The sequence below is a fragment of the Verrucomicrobium sp. genome (genome assembly GCA_028283855.1).
In the GTDB taxonomy this organism is placed as follows: domain Bacteria; phylum Verrucomicrobiota; class Verrucomicrobiia; order Methylacidiphilales; family GAS474; genus GAS474.
In genome coordinates this window covers 496,460-509,752 of sequence record JAPWJX010000003.1, presented here as the reverse complement: position 1 = coordinate 509,752, position 13,293 = coordinate 496,460, and the positions used below count along the sequence as shown (strand labels likewise).

The window sequence follows — 13,293 nt, the reverse complement described above, 5'->3', positions numbered from 1 at the left end:
TCGTACCCATGCCCTCGGTGACCGTCAGCCAGCTCGACCGCCTTCTGGAATCGCCCGGAACGGCGCTTTTCGACGTGCGGGACGCCGAGCTTTACCGCCTGGGCCACATCCCCGGGGCCGCCCACGCCCCCCTGGCGGAAATCCGGGAGCGCCTGTCTCCGCTGGACCGGGAGCAGCCCGTCTATTTCGTCTGCCAGATCGGCGAGCAGCGCTCCGTCGAGGCGGCCCGCCTGGCCGGGGAGCAGCTCGGCTTCCGGCAGGCCTTTTTCGTCGAGGGCGGCACCAAGGCCTGGCAGCGGGCCGACCTGCCGCTGGAGGGGGAATGGGCCCGGCGGCTGGACGGCTTTTCCGGGCAGCGCGCCGCCGCCGTCCCGGCCCCCGGGAAAAAGCCCGAAGGCCGCACGCAGGGATAAGCCCATGGCCTCCGTTTCCCCCCGCCGCCTGGCCGAGCTGCTTCCCTCCCGTCCGGCGATCGTCGACGTCCGGGCCGAGGCGGTCCACCGCCTCTCCCACATCCCCGGCTCCCTCTCCGCCCCCTACGCCATGGACGTCCCGAAGGGCGATCCGGCGACCTTCGCCGCCATCGCCCGGCAATTGGAAACCCTCGACCCCGCGCAGCCCGTCTACTTCGTCTGCCAGCTGGGGGAATACCGCTCCATCGAGGCGGCGGCCTTCGCCCGGGAAAAGGGATTTTCCCAGGCCGCCTACCTGGAAGGCGGCGTCACCGAATGGCGGCGGTCACGCCTGCCGCTGGACGGCACAGTGCCGCGCACCGAGCTGGCCTGGGCCGCCGCGCGGCGCAGCTCCCCCGCGCCGGAAGGGATCCCCGCGCGGGACCGGTCGCCGGAAAGGGCCTAGGCTCCCGGATTTTAGAGCAGCTCCCCCTGGCTCCAGGTCGGGGGCGCGGGCGGCTTTTCCTGCTTTTCCCTCCTCGCCTCCGGCGCGGGCGCTCCGCCGAGCATCCGCTGCGCCTCCGCCAGGAAGCCCCGGAACTCGTACGCGGCGAAGAGCCGCGCCTGCGCGGCCCAGTCGGGCGTGATTTGCAGCTCCCCGATGGGGCGCGGCAGCGGAAGGTCCTCCCGCAGCATCACCAGCTTGCGGTTGCGCGCCAGGATATCGCGGGAGGATTCCAGCATCTGCCGGTGCCGCTCGCTCTTCAGCTCGTGCAGGTGGGCCAGGAGGCCGTCCACCGTGCTATACGCCTGGATCCAGGTGGCCGCCGTCTTCGGCCCCACCCCGGGGACGCCGGGGATATTGTCCACCGCGTCGCCCGTCAGGGTCAGAATTTCGCCGATCTTTTCCGGCGGCACGCCCCACTTCTCCCGGACGGCCGCGGCGTCGATCAGGTCGAAGCCCGCCGGCGTCGGCTGGTAGACGGAGAGATTGTCCCCCACCAGCTGCATCAGGTCCTTGTCGTTCGTCGCCAGGACCACGTCGATCTTCTCCCGGGCCGCCTCCCGCGCGTAGCTGGCCAGGACGTCGTCCGCCTCCTCCCCCTCCACCGTCAGGCAGGCCAGGCCCAGCGCGGGGACCAAATCCTGGAAAAGGGGAATCTGCTTGGCCAACAGGTCGGGCGTCTCCGCGCGGTTGGCCTTGTAACTCTCGTGCTCCGCCAGGCGGTGGGCGGGCAGGCCGCCGTCCATGACCACGGCGGCCAGGTCCGGCTTCACGTCGGCGAGCATCTTTTTGAGCGCCTTGGCCATGCCGAAGAGGGCGTTCGTCGGCTCCCCCTTGGAGTTGGAAAGGTTCCGGATGGCGTAGAAGGAGCGGTAGGCGTAATAATGGCCGTCGACCAGGAGGAGCTTCATGCGGGAAAGGCCCAATCTAGCTCACCCCGGAACGGCGCCGCAATGAACTATCTTCTCTGCTCCTGGGGCTCGGGCGGCGACTTGATCCCCTTCCTCTCCCTCGGCGCCGCGCTGCGCCGCCGGGGCCACGGCGCCACCCTGCTGGGCAATCCGGAGTGGCGCGCCCGGGCGGAAGCGGCGGGCCTCCGCTTCGTCCCCGCCTTCGCCGCCGCGCCGCCGCTCGATCCCGGCGCGTTCTCCACCCGCCTGGCGGGCCTGGCCTCCTTCCGCACCCTCTTCGAGAAAACGATCCTCCCCCTCCTGGACGAGATGACGGAGGCCGTCTTAAGGGAAGCCCCCGCGCACGACGCCGTCGTCGCCCACCATTTCGCCTTCCCCGCCGCGCTCGGCGCGGAGGCCCTGGACAAGCCCTGGGCCTGCGTCGCCCTGGCCCCCGGCGTCACCCCGTCCGCGGAGGGGCTGCCCGCCGCCTTCCCCTTTGCCGGGCTGCCCGGTCCCCTGGGGCGCCTCTTCAGCCGGATGGTGTGGGGAATCGGCCGCCAGACCATCGCCCCCTTCGTCGACCGCCCGCTCAACGCCCTGCGCGGCCGCCTGGGCCTGCCGCCCGCGCGCGACCACATGTTCTCCCCCCGCGCCGCGCAGCGGATCCTCCACCTCTACAGCCCCCACTTCGCGCCGCGGCCCGCCGACTGGGACGCGCGCCACGCGGTGACCGGCTTTTGCTTCGATCCCGCGCCCCCCGCGCCGCTCCCGCCGGAGGTGGAGGCCTTCCTGGACGCGGGACCGGAGCCGTGGCTCTTCACCCTGGGCACCGCCGTCGTCGGCCGTCCCGGGAATTTCTACCGGGCCGCCGCCGCCGCGCTGGAGGGGACGGAGCGGCGCGCGCTCCTCCTCGTCGGCGATTCCGACCCCGGCCCGCTGCCGGAAAACGTCCTGGCCTGGCCCGCCCTGCCGCTGGCCGACCTCCTGCCCCGCTGCGCCGCCGCCGCCCACCACGCGGGAATCGGCACCCTGGCCGCCGCGTTGCGGGCGGGGCTTCCCGCGCTGGCCTGCCCCGTCGCCTTCGACCAGCCGAACAACGCCGCCCGGCTGCAAAAGCTCGGCGCGGGCCGCCTCCTCCACGCGGCGCGGCGGACGGCGCAGGGCTTCCGCTGGGAGATGGGGCGGCTGGCGAGCGGCGCATACGCCGACCGCGCGGAGGACCTGGCCGACCGGCTGGAAGAGGAGGACGGCCCCGGCAACGCCTGCGTGGCGCTGGAACAATTATAGTTCAGCAAAAAGCTCGCCCGTCCGAGACGCGCTTATTATATCGATTTCTCATGAAACAAGGGCTGCTTGGGGTGGGCTTTATTGCCTGGTGGATTTTCGGGGGCATGGCGCTGGCCGAAGATCACCTTGATTCAATCACCACCACGGATGGGAAAACGTATACGGACGTCGTCGTTAAACGATCTGACCCCTCAGGCTTGGACATCACTCATTCTGGGGGTGCGGCTCATTTGCTCTTCGAGAAACTTCCCGCTGACATCGAGCAAAAATATGGCTACGACCCGGCAAAAAGCGCAGCCTTCAAAGCCGCGCAACAGCAAGAACGGGAAGCAGGAGCCAAAGAACTGGCAGCCGAGTTGGATGCCAAAGCGATTGCCACCGCCTTAGCTAAGTCTGAAAAATATGGTTCAGGCAACGTGTTTCAGACCACGGAAAACGGCCTTTTAATCAAAGGGTCTTATTACAAAACGACGGTCGGCTCGCACATCACGGAGGTGGTGATCGATCAAAATAAAAACACCGCGTTTCCCAGCAAAATCATCGAGCGCCAAACCGTCGAAACCACTAATACGGAAGCCTATCATTTAGGCCCCAAGGGAGGCCTGGTTTTCATCGAGTGCGATCCTTCGGGCTGGGTCGATGAGGAGGAATGGACGGGGATCATCTACCCCATCGGAACTTACAGCTACACCAATGTGATGGGGGCTAAAGTCAGCATTCCGAGATTCACCACGGACGTTCAAAGGGCAGCCGCTTATTTGCGGCGCACCCACCAATATTAAGGCTTCGCCGGGACGTTCGTCGCGGGCGCAGGCGCGGGCTGAGGAACGGCCGCCGCGGCGGGGGCGCCGGTTTCCTCGTCGAAGAGGAAGTGGTCGCGGCGCAGGCGGTTGAGCGCGTCGCGGAAATCGTTCGCGTTCGGGCCGCCCAGGGCCTCCAGCCGCCGGTAGACTTCCGCCGCGCCCGCCCAGTCCTGGGTGGCCTGCCGCAGCGCCGCCGCGTCGAGGCCCGCCTTCACCCGCCAGAGCATCTCCGGCGGCGGCGGGTTTTTCTCGTCGAAGGGGGCGGGGGCCTCGCGCCCGTTGAGGACGTCGAGGTAAAGGGCCAGCGCGTCGGCGGCGCGGCCCAGCTTCTCGAAGCATTTGGCGCGCATGTAGGCGGCCTCGTTCCGCTCGGCGAAGCTGCCCTGGCCGGTGGAAAGGAGGGTGCCGTAGGTGTTCGCGGCCAGCTCGTAGCGGGTCGGATCGGCGCCGCCCTGGGCAAAGAGGGCGTTGCCCTTCCGCAGCGTGGCGGCGACGAAGCGCGGGCCGCTCTTTTCCCCCGCCAGAACGGAGTCGAAAAGGGCGACGGCGTCGGCGAAGCGGCCCTGCAGGTGGTAGATGAGGCCCTGGAGGAGCCGCGCGTCGGTCTTCAGGCCGCCCGGGGCGTCGGCGGGGACCTTTTCCAGGATCTTCAGCGCGGCGGCGTAGTCCTTCCGCTGCGTCGCCGCCTGGCCCGCGTAGTAGAGGGCGCGGGGGACCAGGTCGCTCTGCGGGAAGCCGGAGGCGACTTTCTCGAAGTAGGTCTGCGCGCCGACGTAGTCCTGCGCCTCGAAGCAGAACTCGCCCAGGTTGAAGTCGATCCGCGCGCCCAAGGGCCCCTTCTCGAAGCGCTGGGCCAGGCCGGTCAGGGCGTCGCGGGCCTGCTCCTTCGTGTATTTTCCGGCCAGGAAGCTGACCCAGACGAAGTCGTAGGCCGCCTCGGCCACGCGCGGGTCCTCGGGGAACTCGGTCGCCACCTCGTTGTAGTATTTCAGGGCGTCGTCGTAGTGCTGCGCGCCGCGTTCCAGGTCGGCCAGGCGGAGGAGGAGGAGCGCCTTCTGCGCGGCGTCCGGGTTGCGCTGGAGGGCGGCCTGGTAGGCGGCGCGGGCCTGGTCGGGCTGGTTCGCCTTCTCGTAGAGGCGGGCCTTTTCCAGGGCGATGCGCGGGAGGAGCGGGCTCTGCGGGAAGGCCTTGGCGAAATCGGCCTCCGTCTTGAGGAAGGGGTCGATGGCCCCCTGCGCGGCCTGGGCCAGGAGGAGGTTGAAGAGGGCCTTCTCCGTCAGCGGGCCGCCGCCGGGCGCGGCCTTCTCGAACTCGGCCGCCGCCTTCGCGTAGGCGCCCTTGGCGAAGTCGATCTCCGCCAGGCGGAAGGAGGCCTCCCGCGCCATCCCGGCAGGCGGGTTGGCCTCCAGGCAGTTTTGCAGCGCGGTGCGGGCCTCGTCCGGCTTGCCCTGGTCGGTGTAGAGCTGGCCCAGCTGGAAGAGGGCGGCGGGCTTCCAGTCGGTCTGCGGGTAGGCGGTAAGGAGGGCTTCCAGCGTGCCGATCGCCTCGTCGGTGTCGCCGTGGTCGGCCTGGCTGGAGGCGATGGCCAGGAGCGCCGCGGCGGCGGTGACGGCGGCGTTGTCGTGCTTGGCGTAGTCCCGCAGGCGGGCCTGGGCGGCGGGCAGGCGGTTGAGCCCGGCGGCGCTTTGCAGGTAGAGGCGGAAGCTGGCCAGCTTCATCTGCTCGCTGGCGCTTCGGGTGTAGGCCTGTTCCAGCGCCTGCATCGCCTTCTCCCCGTCGTTCGTCTTGAGGTAGGCGCTCCCCAGGCCGAACCAGGCCTTGGCGACGAGGGGGCCGGGGAAGGCCTTCGCGTCGTCGGTCACCTTGCGGTAGGCGGCGATCGCGTCGGCGGGGCGGTCCTGCTGCTGGGCGATCTCCCCGCGCCAGTAGGCGGCCTCGAAGGCGACGCCGGGCGTCACCTTCCGCTGGACCAGGCCGTCGAGGGTCTTGGCCGCCGCGTCGGGCTCGCCGCGCGCCAGGTCGATCTTGGCCAGGATGAGCGCGGCCTTGTCGCCGGCCTCGGTGGGGAGCTTCGCCTCGATGAGGGAGTTGAGGAGGGCGCGCGCGTCGGGCTCGTTCCCCTCGTGGAAAAGGGCCCAGCCCAGGCCCAGCTGGGCGCGGGCCTCGTAGGGATTCGGCGGCGGCTGGGAAAGGGCGGCGCGGTAACGTTTCTCCGCCTCGGCCCAATTCTCCTGGCCGGTGAGCGCCTCGCCCTGCCAGAAGAGGACCTCGGCCTGCCTCTCGGGCGCATCGGCGGCGGGGACCGCCTCAAAGGCGGCCTGGGCGGGCCCGAACTGGCCCAAATAATAAAAGGCCTGCCCTTGAAGGAGCCGGGCCGCCGCCTTTTGTTGGGCGGACGCGGCGGGGATCTTCACCAGCGCCTTGGCGGCGGCGTCGACTTTCTCGAAGAGGCCTTCGTCGAAATAGGTCTGGAGGCGTTCCAGTTCCCGCGCGGCGCGCGCGGCTTCCTTGGCGTCCTTCGCCGCGGCGGGCGGCGCGGGCGGAGCCTCGGCGGCGCGCAGGGGCGCTGCCAGGAGGAGCAGGAAGGTGACGGAACGCCGCATGGAAGCCGCCACGCTAGCCGACCGATTGGCCATCGCGCAAGGGACCTTCCTTCCGGGGTGGATCCACGCCACCCCGAAAGGAGCGGGGATCCAAGGGGGGCTGCGCCCCCCTTGCGTCTGTAAGCGTTTTGTTCGGTGGGCGGCGCGCTGGCGCTGGCGCGTAAAATTTGGGCCCCTGGGTCGTTTCCTGTCCTGGGGCGCGGCTTGGCCCTCCCGCTCCATCTCCGGTCTGCGGGTCGGGGCCCGCCGGTCCGGCAGGGGATGAGTCCGCCCTGGCAGCGGCCCGCCGGGCGAAGAGGAAGCCGGAAGGACGACATCTACTTCGGGGGAAGCCTCGACGCACTCAACTGAGCCGGAACGGAACCGGGCGGCCATAAGTCACGTTCCTGGGCAGGTAGCCATCAGAGGGACTCCCATTTAACGCACCAGCGCCAGCGCGCCGCCCACCGGAAGCGGGGTGTTTACAGACGCATGAGGGGGCGGGCGCCCCCTCCTGGACCTCCCCGCCTCGTCGGCCCGGCCTTTGCGCGATGGCCAATCGGTCCGCGTTCTACAACACCGTCTTCAAATACCGCCCCGTGAGGCTCTGCGGGCTCGCCGCCACCTCCTCCGGCGTGCCTTGCGCCACGATCCTTCCCCCGGCCTCCCCGCCCTCCGGCCCGAGGTCGAGGACGTAATCGGCGCACTTGATGAGGTGGAGGTTGTGCTCGATGCAGATGAGGGTGCTGCCCTGGTCGCGCAATTTAAGCAGGACGCGCAGGAGCAGCTCGATGTCGGCCCAGTGGAGGCCGGTCGTCGGCTCGTCCAGGAGATAGACGGTCCGCTCCGTCGCCCGCTTGGCCAGCTCGGCGGCCAGTTTCACGCGCTGCGCCTCGCCGCCGGAGAGGGTCGTGCCGGGCTGGCCCAGCTTCAGGTAGCCGAGGCCGACCGCCGCCAAGGCCTCCAGCTTGTCGCTCACCGCCGGGATGTTGCGGAAGAAGGAGAGCCCGTCGTCGACGGTCAGTTCCAGCACGTCGTAGATGTTCCGGCCCTTGTAGGTGATTTCCAGCGTCTCCCGGTTGAAGCGCTTGCCCTGGCAGGCCTCGCAGGTCACGTAGACGGCGGGCAGGAAGTTCATCTCGATGGCCAGGACGCCCGCCCCCTCGCAATGCTCGCAGCGGCCCCCCTTCACGTTGAAGGAGAAGCGCCCCGGCCCGTAGCCGCGCACGCGGGCGGAGGGGAGCTGGGCGAAGAGGTCCCGGATGCCGTTGAAGGCGCCCGTGTAGGTCAAAGGGTTGGAGCGCGGCGTCCGGCCGATGGGGGACTGGTCGATGACGACGGCCTTGTCGACGAGCTGCAGGCCGTCGATCCGGCCGTGCGCGCCGGGCTTTTCCTTTGAGTTGTAGAAATAGCGGAAGAGGGCGCGGCAGAGGACGTCGTTCACCAGCGTGCTCTTGCCCGATCCGGAGACGCCCGTGACGCAGGTGAAGAGGCCGATGGGGAAGGCGGCATCGACGTCCTTCAGGTTGTTCTCCCGCGCTCCGTGGACGGTGAGCCAGCCGCGCGAGGGCTCCGTGCGGGCGCGGGGCACGGGGATCTTCTCCCGGCCGGAGAGGTAGCGGCCGGTGAGGGAGCGCTCGTCCGCCGCCACCTGGGCGGGCGTCCCGGCGGCGACGAGGTGGCCGCCGCGCAGGCCCGCGCCGGGCCCCAGGTCGACGAGGTAGTCGGCGGCGCGGATGGTGTCCTCGTCATGCTCGACGACGATGACGCTGTTCCCCAAGTCGCGCAGGGCGCGGAGAACTTCCAAGAGCCGGTCGTTGTCCCGCTGGTGGAGGCCGATGGAAGGCTCGTCCAGGATGTAGAGGACGCCGGTGAGCCGCGCGCCGAGCTGGGCGGCCAGCCGGATGCGCTGCGCCTCCCCGCCGGAAAGGGTGCCGCTCTCCCGGGAAAGGGTGAGGTAGCCCAGGCCGGTCTGGACGAGGAAGCCGAGGCGGCCGCGCAACTCCCGCAGGACGTCGCCCGCGATCTTCCGCCGCGTCTCGTCGAGGGAGGGGGCGAGCTTTTCCACGAAGTCGAGTGCCGCCGCGACGGGGAGGCGGCAGAACTGGTCGATGTTCAGCGGGGAGAGGCCCGGGACGTCCTCCCCCAGCGTGACGGCCAGGATCTCCGGCTTGAGCCGCGCCCCGGCGCAGACCGGGCAGGGCTCCGCCGTCATAAAGCCCGCCAGCCGCTGGCGCGTCAGCTCGCTCTGGCTTTCCTCGTAGAGGTTGCGCAGCTGCGGCAGGACGCCCGCCCAGGGGCGGCGGACCATCGCCCCCTTGCCGCCGGGCAGGGGCATCGGCTCGTCGCCGGAGCCGTGGAGGAGGACTTGGCGGAATTCTTCCGAGGTCTTGTCCCACGGCGTCTCGAGCGGCTGGCCGTAGTGGGCGGCGACGGCGGCCAGCTGCTGCCGGTAGAGCGCGGCCAGGCCCGCGTTGCTCCGCCGCCACGGGGCGACGGGCATTTCCGAAAGGGCCTTCTCCCCGTCCGGCACGATCAGGGCGGGGTCGAAGACCGGCGCGGTCCCCAGGCCGTGGCAGGCCGGGCAGGCGCCCTGCGGGCTGTTGAAGGAGAAGTGGCGCGGCGTCAGCTCGCCGAAGTGGAAGCCGGTCTCCGGGTCGAAGTTCTGCGTGCTGGCGCGCCACTCGCGGCTCTTGCCCGCCGCGTCCCGGTAGAGGAACCCGGCCACGCCGCGCCCCGCGCGCAGGGCGATCTCCAGGGAGTCGGTCAGCCGGGAACGGACGTCGGGGGCGACTTTCAGCCGGTCGACGACCGCCTCGATCGTGTGCGGCTGCTTCTTGTCGAGGCCGGTCAGGTTCTCCACCTCGGTCACCACGCCGTCGATCCGGGCGCGGATGAAGCCCTCCCGCTTCATCCGCTCGATGACGTCGCGGAACTCCCCCTTCTCCCCGGCGACGAGGGGCGCCAGGAGGTGGACGGGCGTCCCCTCCGGCCAGGCCAGGACGTGGTCGACGATCTGCTGCGTGGAGAGGCGGCGGAGCGGCTTGCCCGTCTTCGGGTGGTGGGGCACGCCCAGGTGGGCGAAGAGGAGGCGCAGGAAATCGTAGACCTCCGTGGTGGTGGCCACGGTGGAGCGGGGGTTGCCCGCGCTGGTCCGCTGCTCGATGGCGATGGCGGGGGAGAGGCCCTCCAGGTAGTCGCAGTCCGGCTTCTCCATCTGGTCCAGGAACTGCCGGGCGTAGACGGAGAGGCTCTCCACGTAGCGCCGCTGCCCCTCCGCGTAGAGAGTGTCGAAGGCCAGGGACGACTTCCCCGAGCCGGAGACGCCGGTGAAGACGACCAGCTTCCCCCGCGGGATGGAGAGGGTCAGGTTCTTGAGGTTGTGCGTGCGCGCGCCGCCGATGCGGATTTCTTCCGTGGACAAGCCCTCAAGGTAACCCGAAACCGCCGTCCGGTCCAGGCTTGCCACCCCGGCCCGGAAAGGCGTAGCGTTTCCTTCCCCCGGCACGCGCCCGCCATGCTTACCCCCTCCCGCGAGACCTTCCGCGCGCTGGCGCGCCAGGGCAACCTAATCCCCGTCTACCGGGAAATCGTCGCCGACCTCGACACCCCCGTCTCCGCCTACCTCAAGCTGGACGGGGCGGTCGGCGCCCCCTCCTTCCTCCTGGAATCGGCGGAGCACAACGGCCGCTTCAGCCGCTACTCCTTCCTGGGCGCCTCCCCGCGCCTCGTCTTCACCATGCGGGGGGAGGAGGTCACCCTGGAGGAGCGCGGCGAGGTCCGCCGCTACAAGACCCAGGCCGATCCCCTGGCGGAGCTCCAGCGCCTCATGGCCCCCTACCGGCCCGTCCCCGTGGAGGGGCTGCCCCTCTTCTCCGGCGGCGCCGTCGGCTACCTGGCCTACGAGGCCGCCACCCATTTCGAGAAGACCGTCCCCCGCGCCAAGAAGGACGACCTCCAAGTGCCCGACGCCTGCTTCCTGGTCGCCGACACGCTGGTCATCTTCGACCACCTGGAACGGCGGATGAAGCTGCTGGCCCACGCCTACGTGGAGGGCGATCCCGACCGCGCCTACGACGAGGCCGCCGCCCGCATCGAGGCCCTGTCCCGCCACCTGGAACGGCCGATCCACCAACAGCTCCTCCAGCCCGGCGCGCCGCTGCCGGAGAATGCCCCCGCGATCAACATGACGCGGGACGAATACCTTTCCATGACCGCGCGGATGCAGGAATTCATCCGCTCCGGGGACATCTTCCAGATTGTCCCCTCCCAGCGGTTCGAGATCCCCTTCCCCGGCGATCCCGCCGACCTCTACCGCGCCCTGCGCCTCATCAACCCCTCCCCCTACATGTTCTGCCTCAAGCTGGGGGGCTTTTCCCTGGTCGGCTGCTCGCCGGAGGTCCACGTCCGCGCGGAGGAGGGGCAGATCACCATCCGCCCCATCGCCGGGACGCGCCCCCGCCGGGAGGACCCCGCCGAGGACGAGGCGATGGCCCAGGAACTCCTGGCCGATCCCAAGGAGCGGGCGGAGCACGTCATGCTCGTCGACCTGGCGCGCAACGACGTGGGCCGCGTCTGCGACTTTTCCTCCGTCAAGGTGACCGACTTCATGACCATCGAGCGCTACTCGCACGTCATGCACATCGTCTCCAACGTGACGGGGGAGCTGAAGCCCGGCCACAGCGCCTACGACGTGATGCGCGCCACCTTCCCCGCCGGCACCCTGACCGGCGCGCCGAAGATCCGCGCCATGCAGATCATCGCGGAGGAGGAGCCCACCTGCCGCGGCAGCTACGGCGGGGCGGTCGGCTACTTCGGCTTCTCCGGCAACCTCGACTCCTGCATCGCCATCCGCACCGCGCTGCTCAAGGACGGCAAGGCCTATCTGCAGGCCGGCGGCGGCCTGGTGGCCGACTCGACGCCGGAAGGCGAATACCAGGAGAGCCTCAACAAGGCCAAGGCCGTCCTCAAGGCGCTGGCCCTGGCCCAGCACGTCGCCCGCCCATGATCCTCCTCATCGATAACTACGACTCCTTCACCTACAACCTCGTCCAATACTTCGGGGAGATGGGGGAGGAAGTCGTCGTGAAACGGCACGACGAGGTGACCCTGGACGAGATCGCCGCCCTCAAGCCCGGCCGCATCGTCATCTCCCCCGGCCCGAAGGCCCCGCGCGACGCGGGCGTCTCCTGCGGCGTCATCGAGCGCTTCGGACCCGCCATTCCCGTCCTGGGCGTCTGTCTGGGCCACCAGTGCATCGGGGAAGTCTACGGCGGCGTGGTGATGCGCGCCCCGCGCCTCATGCACGGGAAGACCTCCCCCATCCGCCACAACGGCCAGGGCCTCTTCAAAGGCCTGCCCAACCCCTTCGAGGCGACGCGCTACCACTCCCTCATCGTCGAGCGGGCCACCTTGCCCGCCTGCCTGGAGATCACCGCCGACACCGCCGAGGAGGAGATCATGGGCCTCAAGCACAAGGACCACCCCGTCTACGGCGTCCAATTCCACCCGGAGTCGATCCTCACCCAATCCGGCAAGGACCTCCTGCGCAATTTTCTCACCCTCTAACTTATGGACTACCTCCTCCACAATCCGGTGTTCCAGATGGCCTGCCAGCAGTTCGACCGCGCGGCCGATTTCCTCGACCTCCCCCAGGTCACCCGTGAGCGGGCGAAGTGGCCGAAGCGGGTCATCTCCGTCTCCGTCCCCGTCCGCATGGATTCCGGGGAGGTCCGCCTTTTCTCCGGCCACCGCGTCCAGCACCACCTGACCCTGGGGCCGACGAAGGGCGGCATCCGTTTCTCCCCCTCCGTCGACGTCGGCGAGGTGGCCGCGCTGGCCATGTGGATGAGCTGGAAGTGCGCCCTGGTCGACCTCCCCTACGGCGGCGCCAAGGGCGGCGTCACCTGCGATCCGCGCACCCTCTCCCTGCGGGAATTGGAGGCGGTCACCCGCCGCTACACCCAGGAGCTGATCCCCTTCATCGGCCCCCACATCGACGTGCCCGCGCCCGACATGGGCACCAACGAGCAGGTCATGGCCTGGCTCCTGGACACCTACTCCGCCCACGTCGGCCACGCGGTGCCCAGCGTCGTCACCGGCAAGCCGATCGGCCTGGGCGGCTCCGCCGGGCGGAAGGAAGCCACCGGCCGCGGCATCGCCTTTTTGGCCAACCAGGCGGCCAACCTCCTCAAGCTCCCCACCGATTCCCGCGTCATCATCCAGGGCTTCGGCAACGTCGGCACCTACGCCGCGCTGGCCCTGGCCAAGTACGGCTCCCGCATCATCGGCATCAGCGACATCTCCGGCGGCCTCTATAACGAAAAGGGGATCGATCCCCACGACCTCCGCCGCTTCCTGGACGCCGGCGGCACCCTGGCCGAATACAAGGAGGCCGACCAGATCTCCAACGCGGAGATGCTCATCCAGCCGTGCGACATCCTGATCCCCGCCGCCATGGAGCAGGTCATCACCGCGGAAAACGCGGGCAAGCTGAAGTGCCGCGTCCTGGCGGGCGCCAACGGCCCCACCACCCCGGAGGCCGACGCCATCCTGGAGCAGCGCCCGGAGATCCTCCTCATCCCCGACATCCTCTGCAACGCGGGCGGCGTCGTCGTCAGCTACTTTGAGTGGGTGCAGGGCCTGCAGAGCTTCTTTTGGACGGAGGCGGAGGTCATGGACAAGCTCTACCGCCTCCTGGGCCACACCTTCACCACCGTGCTGAAGCTGGCGCAGGAACGGAAGGTTTCCACCCGCACCGCCGCCCTCTCCATCGGCATCAAGAAAGTCTCCGACGCCAAGGCCGCGCGCGGCCTCTTCCCGTAGGACAGC

Annotated in this window: 10 protein-coding genes; 7 read left to right on the top strand and 3 right to left on the bottom strand. The window is 69.7% G+C overall.

What is annotated here, in order from left to right:
- The first annotated feature begins 8 nt into the window (after positions 1-8).
- Positions 9-413, top strand: a complete 405-nt coding sequence (locus PW734_03615) for a rhodanese-like domain-containing protein (protein MDE1170287.1) — start codon at positions 9-11, stop codon at positions 411-413.
- Between the two features lie 4 nt (positions 414-417).
- A complete protein-coding gene (locus PW734_03610) occupies positions 418-858 on the top strand; it encodes a rhodanese-like domain-containing protein (GenBank protein ID MDE1170286.1) in 441 nt (146 codons plus the stop codon).
- A gap of 11 nt (positions 859-869) precedes the next feature.
- On the opposite strand, the gene PW734_03605 is transcribed toward PW734_03610, so the two are convergent.
- A complete protein-coding gene (locus PW734_03605) occupies positions 870-1,808 on the bottom strand; it encodes a 5'-3' exonuclease H3TH domain-containing protein (protein ID MDE1170285.1) in 939 nt (312 codons plus the stop codon).
- Between the two features lie 42 nt (positions 1,809-1,850).
- Between PW734_03605 and PW734_03600 the strand changes: the two genes are divergently transcribed.
- On the top strand, positions 1,851-3,077 hold the full coding sequence (locus tag PW734_03600; protein ID MDE1170284.1) for a glycosyltransferase: 1,227 nt from the start codon (positions 1,851-1,853) through the stop codon (positions 3,075-3,077).
- Positions 3,078-3,127: 50 nt separating this feature from the next.
- On the top strand, positions 3,128-3,859 hold the full coding sequence (locus tag PW734_03595; protein MDE1170283.1) for a hypothetical protein: 732 nt from the start codon (positions 3,128-3,130) through the stop codon (positions 3,857-3,859).
- On the opposite strand, the gene PW734_03590 is transcribed toward PW734_03595, so the two are convergent.
- Both PW734_03590 and uvrA read right to left on the bottom strand, forming a co-directional pair.
- Positions 3,856-6,483 carry a tetratricopeptide repeat protein gene (locus PW734_03590; GenBank protein ID MDE1170282.1) on the bottom strand — a complete coding sequence of 876 codons (2,628 nt, stop codon included), beginning with the start codon at positions 6,481-6,483 and terminating at the stop codon, positions 3,856-3,858. The genes PW734_03595 and PW734_03590 overlap by 4 nt on opposite strands.
- Before the next feature lie 550 nt (positions 6,484-7,033).
- Entirely contained in the window at positions 7,034-9,886 is a 2,853-nt protein-coding gene (uvrA, locus tag PW734_03585) for an excinuclease ABC subunit UvrA (protein MDE1170281.1), read from the bottom strand.
- A gap of 93 nt (positions 9,887-9,979) precedes the next feature.
- On the opposite strand from uvrA, the gene trpE reads away from it, so the two are divergent.
- From trpE to PW734_03570, 3 genes are read left to right on the top strand one after another with little or no spacing between them, the layout of a single operon-like run.
- Positions 9,980-11,470: an anthranilate synthase component I gene (gene trpE / locus PW734_03580; protein MDE1170280.1), complete on the top strand. Its 1,491-nt coding sequence runs from the start codon at positions 9,980-9,982 to the stop codon at positions 11,468-11,470.
- Positions 11,467-12,030, top strand: a complete 564-nt coding sequence (locus PW734_03575) for an aminodeoxychorismate/anthranilate synthase component II (protein ID MDE1170279.1) — start codon at positions 11,467-11,469, stop codon at positions 12,028-12,030. Before trpE ends, PW734_03575 begins: the two co-directional genes overlap by 4 nt.
- Positions 12,031-12,033: 3 nt before the next feature.
- Entirely contained in the window at positions 12,034-13,287 is a 1,254-nt protein-coding gene (locus PW734_03570) for a Glu/Leu/Phe/Val dehydrogenase (GenBank protein ID MDE1170278.1), read from the top strand.
- The last annotated feature ends 6 nt before the right edge of the window (positions 13,288-13,293 follow it).

Coding starts and splice junctions, on each gene's coding strand:
- PW734_03615 (MDE1170287.1), top strand. CDS start 9: ATGCCCTCGGTGACCGTCAGCCAGCTCGACCGCCTTCTGGAATCGCCC.
- PW734_03610 (MDE1170286.1), top strand. CDS start 418: ATGGCCTCCGTTTCCCCCCGCCGCCTGGCCGAGCTGCTTCCCTCCCGT.
- PW734_03605 (MDE1170285.1), bottom strand. CDS start 1,808: ATGAAGCTCCTCCTGGTCGACGGCCATTATTACGCCTACCGCTCCTTC.
- PW734_03600 (MDE1170284.1), top strand. CDS start 1,851: ATGAACTATCTTCTCTGCTCCTGGGGCTCGGGCGGCGACTTGATCCCC.
- PW734_03595 (MDE1170283.1), top strand. CDS start 3,128: ATGAAACAAGGGCTGCTTGGGGTGGGCTTTATTGCCTGGTGGATTTTC.
- PW734_03590 (MDE1170282.1), bottom strand. CDS start 6,483: ATGCGGCGTTCCGTCACCTTCCTGCTCCTCCTGGCAGCGCCCCTGCGC.
- trpE (MDE1170280.1), top strand. CDS start 9,980: ATGCTTACCCCCTCCCGCGAGACCTTCCGCGCGCTGGCGCGCCAGGGC.
- PW734_03575 (MDE1170279.1), top strand. CDS start 11,467: ATGATCCTCCTCATCGATAACTACGACTCCTTCACCTACAACCTCGTC.
- PW734_03570 (MDE1170278.1), top strand. CDS start 12,034: ATGGACTACCTCCTCCACAATCCGGTGTTCCAGATGGCCTGCCAGCAG.